Below are 16,339 nucleotides of genomic sequence, written 5' to 3'. Positions count from 1 at the left end.
GGTTATATTTTCAATGAACCACCTTTGACGTAGGTAAATGTGTAATCAATGAAAGCAGTGCGACCCGGAAAGTTAAAGCGTCAGGAAGATCAGGCCAGCTTTGTCAGCTGGCGTTTTGCGTTGCTCTGCGGGTGCATATTTATTGCATTAATGGGTTTATTAGGACGAGTTGCCTATCTACAGGTGATTAACCCCGACCGTTTGGTGCGTGAAGGCGATGCGCGTTCACTAAGAACTCAGCCTATCCTCACTTCGCGTGGAATGATCAGCGACAGGGCTGGGCGACCGCTCGCGGTGAGTGTGCCGGTAAATGCGATTTGGGCTGATCCGAAAGAAGTGAACGAACACGGTGGTATCACCTTAGATACCCGTTGGAAAGCGTTGGCTGATGCATTAGAAATGCCGCTAGACAAAATGGCTGCGCGTATCAACGCCAACCCCAAAGGCCGTTTCGTTTATTTGGCGCGTCAGGTTAACCCGGCGATGGCTGATTACATTCACAAACTCAAACTTCCAGGCATTTTCCAAAAGCAAGAATCTCGCCGTTATTACCCTGCAGGGCAAGTGACTGCTCACATTATCGGGGTGACCAACATTGATGGTCAGGGAATTGAAGGCGTTGAAAAGAGCTTTGACCGTTGGTTAACTGGCCAGCCCGGCGAGCGTACCGTTCGCAAAGACCGCTTTGGTCGCGTTATTGAAGATATTTCGTCCGTTGACAGTCAGGCCGCTCATAATCTTGCCCTCAGTATTGATGAACGTTTACAAGCGCTGGTTTACCGTGAACTGAACAATGCCGTCGCATTTAACAAAGCCGAATCGGGCACTGCGGTGTTGGTTGATGTGAACACGGGTGAAGTATTGGCGATGGCTAATAGCCCTTCATACAACCCGAACAATCTAGCAGATACGCCAAAAGAGGCCATGCGTAACCGCGCTATCACCGATATTTTCGAGCCAGGTTCTACGGTAAAACCGATGGTAGTCATGACCGCGTTGCAACACAACGTGGTGAAAGAGAACAGCGTACTGAATACGCTCCCCTATTTTGTTAACGGGCACCAGATTAAAGACGTTGCCCGCTATGCAGAACTCTCTATCACGGGGATTCTCCAGAAATCGAGTAACGTTGGTGTATCAAAGCTGGCGTTAGCGATGCCGTCCTCTGCGCTGGTAGAAACCTACTCGCACTTTGGATTGGGTAAGGCGACCAATTTGGGGCTGGTCGGAGAAAGCAGTGGCATGTACCCAAAAAAACAACGGTGGTCTGACATAGAGAGGGCCACCTTTTCTTTCGGATATGGGCTGATGGTAACGCCGTTACAGCTAGCACGTGTCTATGCAACGATTGGCAGCTTGGGTATCTATCGCCCGCTGTCGATAACAAAAGTCGATCCGCCGGTGCCAGGTGAGCGTGTGTTCCCTGAGCCAATTGTGCGTACGGTCGTACATATGATGGAAAGCGTAGCGTTGCCGGGTGGTGGTGGTACTAAAGCCGCCATTAAAGGCTACCGTATTGCGATTAAAACCGGTACGGCGAAGAAAGTAGGCCCTGATGGCCGTTATGTTGATAAGTACATTGCTTACACCGCAGGCGTAGCGCCAGCGAGTAATCCTCGATTTGCTCTGGTTGTGGTCATCAACGATCCGCAGGCAGGGAAGTATTACGGTGGTGCGGTATCCGCCCCGATCTTTGGCGCTATCATGGGTGGCGTACTGCGCACCATGAACGTTGAGCCGGACGCGTTGCCCACGGGTGATAAAAACGAATTAGCGAACAATAAAAAAGAGGGTTCAGGTGGCAGATCGTAATTTGCGCGCGCTTTTGGCTCCTTGGGTAGCAGATGCTCCGGAGCGCGTTTTGCGAGAAATGACATTAGACAGCCGCATTGCGGCTGCGGGCGATCTGTTTGTGGCGATTGTTGGCCACACCGCAGATGGTCGCCATTATATTCCGCAAGCGATAGCGCAAGGCGTTGCTGCAGTCATCGCAGAGGCAGATGGGGAAGCAGAAGATGGCACCATTCGTGAGAGCCATGGTGTTCCCGTCATTTACCTGAGTCAGTTAAATCAGCGTCTTTCGGCGCTGGCAGGCCGCTTTTACCATCAGCCAGGTGCTGATTTACGCTTAATCGGCGTGACGGGTACCAACGGTAAAACAACCATTACGCAACTACTGGCGCAGTGGGGGCAGTTGTTAGGTGAAACTAGCGCGGTGATGGGAACCGTAGGAAATGGTTTGTTAGGGCAGGTTCATCCAAGCGAGAACACCACCGGTTCAGCCGTTGATGTTCAACACCTGTTGCGTAGTCTGGTATCTCAAGGCGCTACGCTGGCAGCGATGGAAGTCTCCTCACATGGTCTGGTTCAGGATCGTGTCGCGGCGCTGCCGTTTGCAGCTTCTGCGTTCACAAATCTGAGCCGCGATCACCTTGATTATCATGGCGATATGGAGCACTACGAACAGGCTAAATGGCTGCTGTTCTCAACCCATCACAGCGGTGAAAAGATTATTAATGCCGATGATGAAGTCGGTCAGCGTTGGTTGGCTAAGTCACCGGATGCGGTAGCTGTCACCATGGAACAGCGTCTGCCGGAGAACTGGGCTGGACGCTGGGTTTCTGCAAGCCAAGTTGACTATCACGATAGCGGTGCAAGCATCAGTTTTGATTCGTCATGGGGTAAGGGTGTGCTGGAAAGCCGCCTGATGGGCGCATTTAACGTGAGCAACCTGCTGGTGGCCGCGGCAACGATGCTGGCGCTTGGTTATCCATTGGATGTGCTGTGCAAAACTTCATCCCAGCTGCAGCCAGTATGTGGTCGTATGGAAGTTTTCACTGCACCAGGAAAACCTACCGTCGTTGTCGATTACGCCCATACGCCGGATGCGCTGGAAAAAGCCCTCGAAGCTGCTCGTCTGCACTGTAAAGGGCAACTGTGGTGCGTCTTTGGCTGCGGTGGCGATCGTGATAAAGGTAAGCGCCCACTCATGGGGGGCATTGCCGAGCAATATGCGGATCGTGTTGTAGTGACTGACGATAATCCTCGTAGCGAAGAGCCTCGAGCCATTATGGCCGATATTCTCAACGGTATGCTCGATGCTGGGCATGCGCAGGCGATTTCTGGCCGCGCTGAAGCGGTGACCGGCGCGATCATGCAGGCGAAGCCTGATGATGTGATTCTGGTTGCTGGCAAAGGCCACGAAGATTACCAGTTAGTGGGTAACCGTCGCTTGGACTATTCCGATCGTGTGACCGTTGCGCGCCTGCTGGGGGTGATAGCATGATCCCCGTTTCCTTGCAGGCTGTTGCACTGGCTGTAAACGGCCAATTGATAGGCGCAGACACGCAGATTAGCGATGTTGTCACCGATACACGCAAGCTGACTGATGGCTGCCTGTTTATCGCGCTAAAAGGTGAAAAATTCGATGCCCATGACTTTGCTGCGGATGCCGTAGCAAAAGGCGCAGGGGCTTTGTTGGTAAGTAAGCGCTTACCCATTGATGCACCGCAGATTGTGGTAGCTGATACCCATATCGCGCTGGGCTTACTCGGTGCATGGATACGCCAGCAAATGCCGGCTCGTATTATTGCGTTGACGGGATCATCCGGTAAAACCTCAGTGAAAGAGATGAGCGCAGAAATTCTGCGCCAGTGCGGTAACGTGCTGTATACCGCGGGTAATTTTAATAACGACATCGGTGTGCCGCTGACGTTATTGCGCCTTGAACCAGAGCATGAGTTTGCTGTGGTCGAGCTGGGGGCTAATCACGTCGGTGAAATTGCCTATACGGTCAATCTGGTTAAGCCGGAAAGCGCGCTGGTCAATAATCTCGCCGCGGCTCATCTAGAAGGATTTGGTTCTTTGGCCGGAGTCGCGAAGGCTAAGGGCGAGATATTTGATGGTTTAACGTCAAATGGAACGGCCATCATCAACGCTGATAGCAATGATTGGCCGCACTGGCAAGAAAAGATCACTCACCAACGCGTATGGCGTTTCTCGCCGCAGGCAGCGGAGGCGGTAGATTTCTTTGCTAGCGGCGTGCGTATAACACATCAAGGTACCGAATTTGAGCTGCATACGCCGTTTGGTACTGTTCCAGTCATTCTACCGTTGCCAGGTCGCCATAATGTTGCGAATGCGTTGGCGGCGACCGCGCTGACGATGTCCGTGGGGGCAACGCTAGAGAACGTACGGCAGGGACTGAGTGAGTTAAAAGCGGTTCCGGGTCGACTGTTCCCGATTCGTTTAAATGCACAGCAGCTGATCCTTGATGATACCTACAACGCGAACGTAGGCTCAATGACCGCCGCAGCACAGGTGCTTGGTTCTATGCCCGGTTACCGAGTGATGGTGGTGGGCGATATGGGGGAGCTGGGCACGGAAGAAGAAGACTGTCACCGTCAGGTGGGCATTGCGGCCCGCGAAGCGGGGATTGATAAAGTGCTGAGCGTTGGCCGCTTGAGCCATCTCATCAGCGAGACCAGTGGTTGTGGTGAACATTTCACGGACAAAACGGCTCTGATTGAGCGCCTGAAAAACCTGTTATGCGAACATGCGGCGATCACCATTTTAGTTAAAGGTTCACGTAGTGCCGCTATGGAGCAGGTAGTACGAGGCTTATCTGTGCAGGAAATGCAGGAGAATCAATCATGTTAGTCTGGCTGGCCGAACACTTGGTCAAATACTATTCCGGTTTTAACGTCTTTTCCTATCTGACGTTTCGCGCCATCGTCAGCTTACTGACCGCGCTGTTCCTGTCCCTATGGATTGGGCCGCGAATGATTGCTCGTCTGCAAAAAATGTCTTTTGGTCAAGTTGTTCGTAACGACGGACCTGAGTCGCATTTCAGCAAACGTGGTACACCGACGATGGGGGGCCTGATGATCCTCACGTCTATCACTATTTCCGTGCTGATGTGGGCATATCCTTCCAATCCATATGTGTGGTGTGTGCTGTTCGTACTGCTTGGTTATGGTGTTGTTGGTTTTGTCGATGATTACCGCAAAGTGGTGCGCAAAAACACTAAGGGCTTGATTGCCCGCTGGAAATATTTCTGGCAGTCGGTGATTGCGTTGGTGGTGTCCTTTGCTATGTACTCCATCGGTAAAGGCACTCCAGCCACTGAGCTGGTGGTTCCTTTCTTCAAAGACGTTATGCCGCAGCTGGGCCTGCTCTACATCTTATTGAGCTACTTCGTCATCGTTGGCACCAGTAACGCGGTTAATTTGACCGATGGGTTAGATGGTTTGGCTATCATGCCTACGGTCTTTGTTGCCGCGGGGATGGGGCTGGTGGCGTGGGCAACCGGTAACATGAATTTTGCGGCGTACCTGCATATCCCTTACCTGCGCCATGCGGGGGAGTTAGTGATTGTATGTACCGCGATCGTGGGGGCTGGACTTGGATTCCTTTGGTTTAACACCTATCCGGCTCAGGTCTTCATGGGAGACGTCGGCTCTCTGGCCTTAGGTGGGGCACTGGGTACGATTGCTGTTCTGCTGCGTCAGGAGTTCCTGTTGGTGATTATGGGCGGTGTGTTCGTGATGGAAACACTGTCGGTTATTTTGCAGGTCGGCAGCTTCAAATTGCGCGGACAGCGTATTTTCCGAATGGCACCCATTCACCATCACTATGAGTTGAAAGGCTGGCCAGAACCTCGCGTTATCGTGCGTTTCTGGATTATCTCTCTGATGCTGGTGCTGATTGGCCTAGCAACCTTGAAGGTGCGTTAATATGGTGGACTATCAGGGTAAGAAAGTCGTCATTATCGGCCTAGGCCTTACTGGCCTGTCGTGTGTTGATTTCTTTATGGCGCGTGGCGTTACGCCGCGCGTTATTGATACCCGTTTGTCTCCGCCGGGGCTGGACAAGCTGCCGGAAAACGTCGAGCGCCATCTAGGAGATATGAACCTAGAGTGGTTACTGGACGCTGATCTCATCGTGGCTAGCCCAGGCATCGCTCTGGCATCCCCTGCGCTGAGCGTTGCCGCTGAGGCGGGCGTTGAAATCGTAGGGGATATCGAACTGTTTTGCCGTGAAGCTCAGGCGCCCATTGTTGCTATTACGGGGTCTAACGGAAAAAGTACCGTGACGACGCTGGTGGGGGAAATGGCGAAGTCTGCAGGCTGGAGCGTTGGCGTGGGTGGAAATATTGGTCTGCCGGCTCTGATGCTGCTTAAGCAAGAGTGCGACCTCTATGTGCTTGAACTTTCTAGTTTTCAACTTGAAACCACGACCAGCTTGCGCGCTGCTGCTGCGACGATCCTTAATGTTACCGAGGATCACATGGATCGCTATCCGCTGGGTTTGCAGCAGTATCGCGCCGCAAAGCTACGAGTCTATGAAAATGCGAAAGTGTGCGTTGTGAATTCTGACGATGCCTTGACGATGCCCATCCGCGGAGCTGACTCTCGCTGTGTCAGTTTTGGCGCTGATGTTGGTGATTATCATTTGAACCGTCAACAGGGTGAAATCTGGCTGCGTGTGCGTGGGGAAAAGATCCTGAACACACGTGAAATGAAAATCACCGGAAAGCATAACTTTACGAATGCGTTGGCCGCATTGGCGCTGGCTGATGCTGTGGGTATTCCGCGCGCCTCTAGCCTGAAAGCGCTAACTACATTCACTGGCTTGGCTCATCGTTTCCAGCTTTCACTGGATCATAACGGCGTACGTTGGATCAACGATTCGAAGGCAACCAATGTGGGTAGCACCGAGGCGGCGTTGAATGGCCTGCATGTCGATGGCACTTTGCATCTTCTGCTGGGTGGCGATGGTAAATCGGCAGATTTTAGCTCTTTAGCGCAATACCTACAGGGTGATAACGTCCGTTTGTACTGCTTTGGTCGCGATGGCGAACAGCTTGCCGCACTCCGTCCAGAGGTTGCCGAGCAGACTGAAACCATGGAACAGGCCATGCGTATTATTGCAACTAGAGTGAAGTCTGGCGATATGGTTCTGCTTTCTCCTGCCTGTGCCAGCCTCGACCAGTTTAAAAGCTTTGAACAACGCGGCGATGAGTTTAGCCGCTTAGCCAAGGAGCTTGGCTGATGCGCTTGAGACTCCCACGGTTACCTCGTCCAAGATTATCACTGCCGCATTTCGGCATTATCACCCGTTTTCGTGAATGGGTGATGGGCGCAGGTGAAAGCGATGCCGCGATGGTGGTGTTATATGACCGTACGTTGCTTTGGCTGACCTTTGGGTTGGCTGCCGTTGGTTTTATTATGGTGACGTCAGCCTCAATGCCGATTGGCCAGCGTTTGGCAGACGATCCATTCCTGTTCGCAAAACGTGATGCGCTTTATCTGGCTTTGGCGTTTGGTTTAGCCATGGTGACATTACGCGTGCCAATGGAAATTTGGCAGCGTTACAGTAACGCACTTTTGTTAGCGTCCGTTGCGATGCTGCTCATTGTTCTGGTGGTGGGAAGCTCGGTTAACGGTGCATCTCGCTGGATTGCTTTTGGCCCGCTGCGAATTCAGCCTGCTGAGATCTCCAAACTGGCGCTGTTTTGCTACCTATCGAGCTATCTGGTGCGCAAAGTAGAAGAGGTCCGTTCGAATTTTTGGGGTTTCTGTAAGCCGATGGGCGTGATGGTGGTATTAGCCGTGTTGCTGTTGGCCCAGCCCGATTTGGGGACGGTAGTTGTGCTGTTTGTGACTACGCTCGGTCTGTTGTTTTTGGCGGGTGCCAAAATGTGGCAGTTCTTGGCGATCATCGGATCCGGTATTTTTGCCGTAGTGCTACTGATTATTGCTGAACCTTACCGTATGCGACGTGTTACTTCGTTTTGGAATCCATGGGCCGATCCGTTCGGTAGCGGTTATCAGCTAACACAATCTTTGATGGCTTTTGGTCGCGGCGAATTTTGGGGACAAGGCTTAGGTAACTCAGTTCAGAAACTGGAGTATTTACCCGAGGCGCATACCGATTTTATTTTCTCTATTTTAGGCGAGGAACTTGGGTATTTCGGTGTGGTTCTCGCTTTGTTAATGGTATTCTTCGTGGCTTTTCGTGCGATGTCTATTGGACGACGTGCATTAGAGGCCGATCAGCGTTTTTCTGGTTTTTTAGCCTGCGCCATAGGTATTTGGTTTAGTTTTCAGGCACTGGTGAACGTTGGCGCCGCTGCGGGGATGTTGCCGACTAAAGGACTAACGCTGCCGCTGATTAGTTACGGTGGCTCCAGTTTGCTTATTATGTCGACCGCATTGGTATTGCTGTTACGCATAGATTATGAAACCCGTCTGGAGAAAGCGCAGGCGGTAGTAAGGAGTGCCCGATGAGTAGCAATACTGATCGTCAAAAGAATAAACGCCTGATGGTGATGGCTGGCGGCACTGGGGGACACGTTTTTCCTGGTTTGGCTGTCGCACATTATTTGCAGGCTCAAGGATGGCAGGTTCGCTGGTTAGGTACCGCCGATCGTATGGAGGCACAGTTGGTTCCACAGCATGGTATTGAAATTGATTTTATTCAGATTTCTGGCCTGCGTGGCAAAGGTTTAAAAGCTCAGTTGGGTGCTCCGGTGCGTATTTTCCGCGCGGTTCGTCAGGCTAAAGCGATTATGAAAGCGTATCAGCCCGATGCCGTGTTAGGGATGGGCGGGTATGTTTCCGGCCCCGGTGGTTTGGCTGCGTGGCTATGTGGAATTCCTGTTGTACTGCATGAGCAAAACGGGATTGCAGGTTTAACTAACCGCTGGCTGTCCAAGATTGCCAAACGTGTATTGCAGGCTTTCCCCGGCGCATTTCCTAACGCTCCGGTAGTGGGTAATCCGGTGCGTGAAGACGTCTTAGCACTACCAATACCTCAGCAACGTTTAGCCGGCCGAATGGGGCCGATTCGCGTTCTGGTGGTGGGTGGCAGCCAAGGTGCGCGGATCTTAAACCAGACGATGCCAAAAGTTGCGGAACAACTGGGTGATAGAATTACGTTGTGGCATCAGGTCGGTAAGGGCGCATTGCCGGCGGTATTGGCCGACTATGAGAAAGCTGGGCAGACGCAGCACAAGGTGACCGAGTTTATTGATGACATGGCTGCGGCCTATGACTGGGCGGACGTCGTGGTATGCCGCTCAGGAGCTCTAACCGTGAGTGAAATTGCTGCAGCGGGCCTTCCCGCGTTATTTGTGCCTTTTATGCACAAAGATCGCCAGCAATATTGGAACGCGTTGCCGTTGGAGCAAGCTGGTGCTGCAAAAATTATTGAACAGCCACAGCTTACCGTGGAGTCAGTCACAGCGACGTTGGCTGGATGGGATCGTCAGACCCTATTAGAAATGGCAGAGAAAGCTCGCGCTGCCGCAATTCCGGATGCGACTGAACGTGTTGCCGCCGTGATTTGTGAAGTTGCGAAATAATTTACCGCTGAGCGGGAGTTCGTTTGATAACAGTTTATTTGATAACCGTTTATTCAATAACTCCGGCCAAAATGACAGAACTGAGAAACAGTGAATAAGAACGTAAATACTCAACAGCTCGCGAAACTGCGTACCATGGTGCCTGAGATGCGTCGCGTCCGGCACATTCACTTTGTCGGCATCGGCGGTGCTGGCATGGGCGGTATTGCCGAAGTGTTGGCTAACGAAGGTTATCAAATTAGCGGTTCTGATTTAGCACCGAATCCCGTCACGCAGCAGCTCACTGAGCTGGGCGCGCAGATTTATTTCCACCATCGCCCTGAGAATGTCAAAGATGCGAGCGTTGTGGTGGTTTCAACGGCAATCTCTGCGGATAACCCAGAGATTGTTGCCGCACGTGAAGCGCGTATTCCTGTGATTCGCCGTGCGGAAATGCTCGCTGAGCTGATGCGTTTTCGCCATGGTATTGCGATTGCGGGTACTCACGGTAAAACGACCACCACGGCGATGGTTTCCAGTATTTATGCCGAGGCAGGTTTAGATCCGACGTTTGTGAACGGTGGATTAGTCAAAGCCGCTGGCACACACGCGCGTTTAGGTTCTAGTCGTTATCTGATTGCGGAAGCAGATGAAAGTGATGCATCGTTCCTGCACTTGCAGCCAATGGTGGCTGTGGTAACAAATATTGAAGCCGATCATATGGATACTTATCATGGCGACTTCGAAAATTTGAAGCAGACGTTTATCAACTTCCTGCACAATTTACCGTTTTATGGCCGTGCAGTGATGTGTATTGACGATCCTGTCGTGCGTGAGCTACTGCCGCGTGTTGGTCGTCATATTACGACCTATGGCTTCAGCGAAGATGCGGATGTACGTATTGAGTCGTACCAGCAGAATGGCGCTCAGGGAACGTTCTTTATCTGTCGTCAGGATAAGCCTCGTTTGGCGGTAACGCTAAATGCGCCAGGGCGCCATAACGCTTTGAATGCGGCAGCAGCCGTTTCTGTTGCGACAGAAGAAGGGATTGCGGATGAGGACATTCTACGTGCGTTAGAGGGCTTCCAGGGCACCGGGCGCCGCTTTGATTTCCTCGGCGAGTATGCGCTCGAGAATGTGAACGGCAAAGAAGGTAAAGCGATGCTGGTTGATGACTACGGACATCATCCTACCGAGGTGGATGCCACCATTAAAGCCGCTCGTGCGGGATGGCCTAATCGTCGTCTGGTGATGATTTTTCAGCCTCATCGTTTCACTCGTACTCGTGACCTGTATGACGATTTTGCAAATGTGTTGTCTCAAGTTGACGTATTGCTGATGTTGGATGTTTATTCCGCTGGCGAGACGCCTATTCCGGGAGCTGATAGCCGTTCATTGTGTCGCACCATTCGCGGCCGCGGCAAGTTGGATCCAGTTTTGGTTTCCGACGCTGCAACCTTGCCAGCAACGCTGGCACAGTTTTTACAAAATGACGACCTGATTTTGACTCAGGGCGCAGGAAATATCGGCAAAGTGGCGCGAACTTTGGCTGAGCAGAAACTGCAGCCGATTAACGTTGACAGAACAAGTACGGATGAAAAACATCATGGCTGAGAAAGTTGCTGTATTACTGGGTGGTACCTCCGCAGAGCGTGAAGTGTCTTTGCAGTCAGGCCAAGCGGTATTAAAGGGTCTGATAGAGGCCGGTATTGATGCGCATCCGGTTGATATTAAAGACTTCCCTGCGACGCAGTTGAAAGATGCAGGATATGACAAAGTCTTTATCGCCCTTCATGGCCGTGGTGGCGAAGACGGAACTCTGCAAGGCGTTTTGGAGTTTTTGCAACTGCCTTATACCGGTAGTGGTGTGATGGCCTCCGCCTTAACGATGGATAAGCTGCGTACCAAGCTGGTTTGGCAAGCATCAGGCCTGCCTGTTTCGCCTTTTGTTGCTATCAGTCGTGCACAGTTTGACGAAGGCTTAACGCAAGAGATGTTGGTTGCATTGAATGCGTTAGGTTTACCGCTGATTGTCAAGCCAAGCCGCGAAGGTTCTAGCGTTGGTATGAGCAAGGTGAGCGATGCCAGTGAGTTTGATGATGCCTTGGTAGAAGCCTTCCGTCATGATGATGATGTTCTGGTAGAGAAATGGCTGAGTGGTCCCGAATACACCGTCGCCTTCTTGGGTGAAGAGATTTTACCGTCGATTCGTATACAAGCGCCGGGAGTATTCTATGATTATGAGGCTAAGTATTTGTCTGATAAGACCGAATACTTCTGTCCAAGTGGTTTGAGCGAAGATCGCGAACGTGAACTAGCCGAGTTGGCACGTAAAGCTTATAAGTCGCTCGACTGCAGTGGCTGGGGACGCGTGGACGTCATGATGGATAGCGATGGCGAATTCTATCTGCTGGAAGTGAATACGGCTCCGGGTATGACCAGTCATAGCTTGGTTCCAATGGCGGCGCGTCAGTCTGGGCTGAGCTTCTCTCAGCTAGTTGCCCGCATCTTGGAGCTGGCTAACTGATATGTCGCAGGCAGCCCTGAACACTCGCGACCGCGAACCGGCAGGTTCAGGCCAACGCCGTAGTGGTGCAGGCCTGCGTCGCAGTAATGGTATTCGTTTGTTTGGTATGATTTTTTTATTAATCGTACTGGGTTCAATCGTGGTTAGTGGCTGGATGGTGGTGAGCTGGATGAAAGACGCCAGCCGTATGCCACTCTCCAAGCTAGTGGTGACTGGAGAGCGTCATTTCACTAAGAATGACGATATCCGACAGGCCATTTTGTCATTGGGTGCCCCTGGCACATTTATGACGCAGAACGTTGATGTGATCCAACAGCAGATAGAGCGTTTACCGTGGATTAAGCAGGCTAGCGTGCGTAAGCAGTGGCCTAACGAACTTAAAATTCATCTGGTTGAGTATGTTCCAGTTGCTCGTTGGAATGACTTACGGTTGGTTGATGCTGAAGGTAAGCCATTCAGTGTACCGGCAGAGCGCACGATACAGCAGAAAATGCCGCTGCTGTATGGTCCCGAAGGCAGTGAAAATGATGTGCTGGAAGGGTATCGCTCAATGAGTCAGGAACTGGCGAAAAATAACTTTAAGCTGAAAATGGTGTCAATGAGTGCGCGTCACTCATGGCAGTTAGGTCTAGAGGATGACATTCGTCTTGAGCTGGGACGTGATGATCCATCTGGGCGCTTAGCGCGGTTTGAGGAACTTTATCCCGCGCTACAGCAGCAGGCGCAGGCAACAAACCAACGTATTAGCTACGTTGATCTGCGCTATGACACCGGCGCAGCCGTGGGATGGGCTCCAGCGCCGATTGACACGCAGACACAGCAACACGCTAATCAGCAACAGAATCAGGCACAGGTTAAACAACAATGATCAAGTCGACGGACAGAAAACTGGTAGTTGGACTGGAGATCGGAACGGCAAAAGTAGCCGCTCTGGTAGGGGAAGTTCTGCCCGATGGCATGGTCAATATCATCGGTGTGGGGAGTTGCCCATCCCGTGGCATGGACAAAGGCGGCGTTAACGATCTGGAATCCGTCGTTAAGTGTGTCCAGCGTGCCATTGATCAAGCCGAATTGATGGCAGATTGCCAAATTTCTTCGGTCTATTTAGCGCTATCTGGCAAACATATCAGCTGCCAGAACGAAATAGGGATGGTTCCTATTTCCGAAGAAGAAGTGACGCTGGAAGATGTAGAAAACGTTGTCCACACTGCGAAGTCCGTTCGCGTACGTGATGAGCACCGTGTTCTGCACGTTATTCCGCAGGAATATGCGATTGACTACCAAGAAGGCATCAAGAATCCGGTTGGACTCTCGGGCGTGCGTATGCAGGCTAAAGTTCATCTGATTACCTGCCATAATGATATGGCTAAGAATATTGTCAAAGCCGTTGAGCGCTGTGGCCTCAAGGTTGATCAACTGATTTTTGCCGGACTTGCAGCGAGTTATGCTGTATTGACCGAAGATGAGCGCGAACTGGGCGTTTGTGTGGTAGATATCGGCGGTGGCACCATGGATATGGCAGTCTATACCGGTGGAGCCCTGCGTCATACCAAGGTTATTCCTTATGCGGGCAATGTGGTCACTAGTGATATTGCCTACGCATTCGGCACTCCGCCAACCGACGCAGAAGCTATCAAGGTTCGCTACGGTTGTGCAATGGGAACGTTGGTGAGCAAAGACGAGAGCGTTGAAGTGCCAAGCGTTGGTGGTCGTCCGCCACGTAGCCTGCAACGTCAGACCTTGGCTGAAGTTATTGAGCCTCGTTATACCGAATTGTTGAATCTGGTGAATGATGAAATTCTGCAGTTGCAGGAACAGCTTCGCCAGCAGGGTGTAAAACATCATCTGGCTGCAGGGATTGTTTTGACCGGTGGTGCCGCGCAGATCGACGGACTGGCAGCGTGTGCGCAACAGGTGTTCCATACGCAGGTGCGTATTGGACAGCCTCTGAATATCACCGGCCTGACAGATTATGCGCAGGAACCTTACTACTCAACGGCGGTTGGGTTACTGCATTACGGAAAAGAGTCGCACCTTAGCGGTGAGGCTGAAGTAGAAAAAAGAGCTTCAGTCGGCAATTGGTTCAAGAAAATCAATGGCTGGCTGAGAAAAGAGTTTTAATGTTTAAAAAAAGAGATCATCCTTACGCGTTAATGATCTCGAAGCGACAGGCACAAAACGGAGAGAAACTATGTTTGAACCAATGGAATTAACCAATGACGCGGTGATTAAAGTCATCGGCGTCGGCGGCGGCGGTGGCAACGCCGTAGAGCACATGGTGCGTGAGCGTATCGAAGGCGTTGAATTCTTCGCGGTTAACACCGATGCTCAAGCGTTGCGTAAAACGGCTGTTGGCCAAACCATTCAGATCGGTAGTGGAATCACTAAAGGTCTGGGGGCGGGTGCGAACCCAGAAGTGGGTCGTAACTCTGCAGAAGAAGACCGTGAAGGTCTGCGAGCTGCATTGGAAGGCGCTGACATGGTATTTATCGCAGCCGGCATGGGCGGCGGTACAGGGACCGGTGCTGCGCCAGTTGTGGCTGAAGTTGCTAAAGATTTAGGTATTCTGACTGTTGCTGTTGTGACTAAGCCTTTCAATTTTGAAGGCAAGAAGCGCATGGCGTTTGCAGAGCAGGGTATCGCTGAACTGTCCAAGCACGTGGATTCCCTGATCACTATCCCGAACGACAAATTGTTGAAAGTTCTGGGTCGTGGTATCTCCCTATTAGACGCATTCGGCGCCGCTAACGACGTACTGAAAGGTGCGGTACAGGGTATTGCGGAACTGATTACACGCCCAGGTCTGATGAACGTTGACTTTGCGGACGTGCGTACCGTGATGTCCGAAATGGGCTATGCCATGATGGGATCGGGTATTGCCTGTGGCGAGGACCGTGCAGAAGAAGCGGCTGAAATGGCTATCTCTTCTCCACTGTTAGAAGATATCGATCTGTCTGGCGCACGCGGTGTGCTGGTTAACATCACCGCGGGCTTCGACCTGCGTTTGGATGAGTTCGAAACCGTAGGTAACACCATTCGCGCATTTGCTTCTGATAATGCAACTGTCGTTATCGGTACTTCTCTGGATCCAGAGATGAACGATGAACTGCGTGTTACCGTCGTTGCAACCGGTATCGGCATGGATAAGCGTCCTGAGATCACTCTGGTTACCAGTAAACAGGCTCCACAGCCAGTTATTGACCAGCGTTATCAGCAGCATGGCTTGTCTCCGTTGCCACAAGAGAGTAAACCTGCAGCAGCGAAAGTCGTTAATGACCAAACTGCTCAGGGGAGTAATAAAGAACCTGACTATCTGGATATTCCGGCCTTCTTGCGTAAGCAAGCAGACTAATTTGCTCAGATATTTGGCATCTCCGCTCTTTGTGCTAAACTGTCCCGCCGCCCCTAGTATAAAATTACTTTGCTAGAGGTGGTTGGATGGATAAACACTGCGAGATAAAACGATGATCAAACAACGGACATTAAAACGTATTATTCAGGCGACTGGTGTCGGTCTTCATACCGGCAAAAAGGTCACACTGACTATGCGCCCAGCCGCGGCTAACACCGGGGTCATCTATCGTCGCACTGACTTGAATCCACCGGTTGATTTTCCGGCTGATGCAAAATCCGTGCGTGATACCATGCTCTGTACTTGCCTGGTTAATGAGCATGACGTACGTATTTCTACCGTAGAACATCTGAACGCCGCATTAGCGGGCTTGGGTATCGACAACTTAATTATTGAAGTTGACGCGGCAGAAATCCCTATCATGGATGGCAGCGCCAGTCCTTTCGTGTATTTGTTGTTAGAAGCAGGTATCGAAGAGCTGAACTGCGCGAAGAAATTCCTTCGCTTGAAGCAGGCTGTGCGTGTTGAAGATGGTGATAAATGGGCTGAACTGTCTCCGTATAACGGTTTCAGCTTAGACTTTACCATTGACTTCAATCATCCAGCGATTGATTCCAGCTCACAGCGTTATCGGATGGATTTTTCCGCCGAATCGTTTGTGCGCCAGATTAGCCGTGCGCGTACTTTTGGTTTTATGCGTGATATCGAATATTTACAGTCCCGTGGGTTGTGCCTGGGCGGTAGCTTCGATTGTGCCATCGTAGTGGACGATTATCGCGTCCTCAACGAAGATGGTCTGCGTTTTGAAGACGAATTTGTTCGTCACAAAATGCTGGATGCCATTGGTGACTTGTTCATGTGTGGACATAACATCATTGGTGCATTCACCGCATACAAATCAGGTCATGCATTGAACAACAAACTGTTACAAGCAGTATTAGCTAAGCAGGAAGCTTGGGAATACGTAACGTTTGAAGATGATGCCGAAATGCCAATCGCATTCCGTGCACCAACAACAGTTTTAGCTTAACGCTGACTGTTTCTGATCACGACTGGCGGAGTTAGTACTCTCTCCGGCTAATGAAGCCAGTCGTTCTAATTTTTATTCCTATTT

General features: G+C 51.3%; 13 protein-coding genes. All 13 read left to right on the top strand.

Features of this window, described 5'->3' with window-relative positions:
• Window positions 1-48 precede the first annotated feature (48 nt).
• The 13 genes from ftsI (at window position 49) to lpxC (ending at window position 16,255) form a co-directional block, all read left to right on the top strand.
• Window positions 49-1,812: a peptidoglycan DD-transpeptidase PBP3 gene (gene ftsI, locus K9N75_RS17905; RefSeq protein WP_008814599.1), complete on the top strand. Its 1,764-nt coding sequence runs from the start codon at window positions 49-51 to the stop codon at window positions 1,810-1,812.
• Complete coding sequence (gene murE / locus K9N75_RS17900; RefSeq protein ID WP_061059596.1) at window positions 1,799-3,286, top strand: UDP-N-acetylmuramoyl-L-alanyl-D-glutamate--2,6-diaminopimelate ligase; 1,488 nt, start codon at window positions 1,799-1,801, stop codon at window positions 3,284-3,286. Before ftsI ends, murE begins: the two co-directional genes overlap by 14 nt.
• Window positions 3,283-4,659: a UDP-N-acetylmuramoyl-tripeptide--D-alanyl-D-alanine ligase gene (murF, locus tag K9N75_RS17895; RefSeq protein ID WP_224451967.1), complete on the top strand. Its 1,377-nt coding sequence runs from the start codon at window positions 3,283-3,285 to the stop codon at window positions 4,657-4,659. The genes murE and murF overlap by 4 nt, the downstream gene beginning before the upstream one ends.
• Window positions 4,653-5,735, top strand: a complete 1,083-nt coding sequence (gene mraY / locus K9N75_RS17890; protein ID WP_004094552.1) for a phospho-N-acetylmuramoyl-pentapeptide-transferase — start codon at window positions 4,653-4,655, stop codon at window positions 5,733-5,735. The genes murF and mraY overlap by 7 nt, the downstream gene beginning before the upstream one ends.
• A 1-nt stretch (window position 5,736) precedes the next feature.
• Window positions 5,737-7,053, top strand: a complete 1,317-nt coding sequence (gene murD, locus K9N75_RS17885) for a UDP-N-acetylmuramoyl-L-alanine--D-glutamate ligase (protein ID WP_224451966.1) — start codon at window positions 5,737-5,739, stop codon at window positions 7,051-7,053.
• Window positions 7,054-7,136: 83 nt separating this feature from the next.
• Entirely contained in the window at window positions 7,137-8,291 is a 1,155-nt protein-coding gene (gene ftsW / locus K9N75_RS17880; RefSeq protein ID WP_233454444.1) for a cell division protein FtsW, read from the top strand.
• Window positions 8,288-9,367: an undecaprenyldiphospho-muramoylpentapeptide beta-N-acetylglucosaminyltransferase gene (gene murG, locus K9N75_RS17875; RefSeq protein WP_008814594.1), complete on the top strand. Its 1,080-nt coding sequence runs from the start codon at window positions 8,288-8,290 to the stop codon at window positions 9,365-9,367. Before ftsW ends, murG begins: the two co-directional genes overlap by 4 nt.
• A 135-nt stretch (window positions 9,368-9,502) precedes the next feature.
• Window positions 9,503-10,960, top strand: coding sequence for a UDP-N-acetylmuramate--L-alanine ligase (gene murC, locus K9N75_RS17870; RefSeq protein WP_039190229.1), 1,458 nt, complete (start codon window positions 9,503-9,505; stop codon window positions 10,958-10,960).
• A complete protein-coding gene (locus K9N75_RS17865) occupies window positions 10,953-11,873 on the top strand; it encodes a D-alanine--D-alanine ligase (RefSeq protein WP_008814592.1) in 921 nt (306 codons plus the stop codon). The genes murC and K9N75_RS17865 overlap by 8 nt, the downstream gene beginning before the upstream one ends.
• Before the next feature lies 1 nt (window position 11,874).
• Complete coding sequence (ftsQ, locus tag K9N75_RS17860; RefSeq protein ID WP_008814591.1) at window positions 11,875-12,741, top strand: cell division protein FtsQ; 867 nt, start codon at window positions 11,875-11,877, stop codon at window positions 12,739-12,741.
• Window positions 12,738-13,994 (top strand): cell division protein FtsA, encoded by a 1,257-nt coding sequence (ftsA, locus tag K9N75_RS17855; RefSeq protein ID WP_004094542.1) that lies wholly within the window; start codon window positions 12,738-12,740, stop codon window positions 13,992-13,994. Before ftsQ ends, ftsA begins: the two co-directional genes overlap by 4 nt.
• A gap of 70 nt (window positions 13,995-14,064) precedes the next feature.
• Window positions 14,065-15,225 (top strand): cell division protein FtsZ, encoded by a 1,161-nt coding sequence (ftsZ, locus tag K9N75_RS17850; RefSeq protein ID WP_004094540.1) that lies wholly within the window; start codon window positions 14,065-14,067, stop codon window positions 15,223-15,225.
• A 112-nt stretch (window positions 15,226-15,337) separates the two neighbouring features.
• A complete protein-coding gene (gene lpxC / locus K9N75_RS17845) occupies window positions 15,338-16,255 on the top strand; it encodes a UDP-3-O-acyl-N-acetylglucosamine deacetylase (protein ID WP_004094538.1) in 918 nt (305 codons plus the stop codon).
• Window positions 16,256-16,339 lie beyond the last annotated feature (84 nt).

Origin of the sequence: Hafnia paralvei, from assembly GCF_020150375.1 — a bacterium.
GTDB classification, from domain to species: Bacteria; Pseudomonadota; Gammaproteobacteria; order Enterobacterales; family Enterobacteriaceae; genus Hafnia; species Hafnia paralvei.
The sequence above is the reverse complement of the archived record's forward strand: the minus strand, read 5'-3'. Positions and strand labels throughout refer to the sequence as shown.

Excerpts from the sequence above, each read along its gene's own strand:
- murF (WP_224451967.1), top strand. The coding sequence starts at position 3,283 with ATGATCCCCGTTTCCTTGCAGGCTGTTGCACTGGCTGTAAACGGCCAA.
- murC (WP_039190229.1), top strand. The coding sequence starts at position 9,503 with ATGGTGCCTGAGATGCGTCGCGTCCGGCACATTCACTTTGTCGGCATC.
- murD (WP_224451966.1), top strand. The coding sequence starts at position 5,737 with ATGGTGGACTATCAGGGTAAGAAAGTCGTCATTATCGGCCTAGGCCTT.
- lpxC (WP_004094538.1), top strand. The coding sequence starts at position 15,338 with ATGATCAAACAACGGACATTAAAACGTATTATTCAGGCGACTGGTGTC.
- murG (WP_008814594.1), top strand. The coding sequence starts at position 8,288 with ATGAGTAGCAATACTGATCGTCAAAAGAATAAACGCCTGATGGTGATG.
- ftsQ (WP_008814591.1), top strand. The coding sequence starts at position 11,875 with ATGTCGCAGGCAGCCCTGAACACTCGCGACCGCGAACCGGCAGGTTCA.
- ftsI (WP_008814599.1), top strand. The coding sequence starts at position 49 with ATGAAAGCAGTGCGACCCGGAAAGTTAAAGCGTCAGGAAGATCAGGCC.
- ftsA (WP_004094542.1), top strand. The coding sequence starts at position 12,738 with ATGATCAAGTCGACGGACAGAAAACTGGTAGTTGGACTGGAGATCGGA.
- K9N75_RS17865 (WP_008814592.1), top strand. The coding sequence starts at position 10,953 with ATGGCTGAGAAAGTTGCTGTATTACTGGGTGGTACCTCCGCAGAGCGT.
- ftsW (WP_233454444.1), top strand. The coding sequence starts at position 7,137 with ATGGGCGCAGGTGAAAGCGATGCCGCGATGGTGGTGTTATATGACCGT.
- ftsZ (WP_004094540.1), top strand. The coding sequence starts at position 14,065 with ATGTTTGAACCAATGGAATTAACCAATGACGCGGTGATTAAAGTCATC.
- mraY (WP_004094552.1), top strand. The coding sequence starts at position 4,653 with ATGTTAGTCTGGCTGGCCGAACACTTGGTCAAATACTATTCCGGTTTT.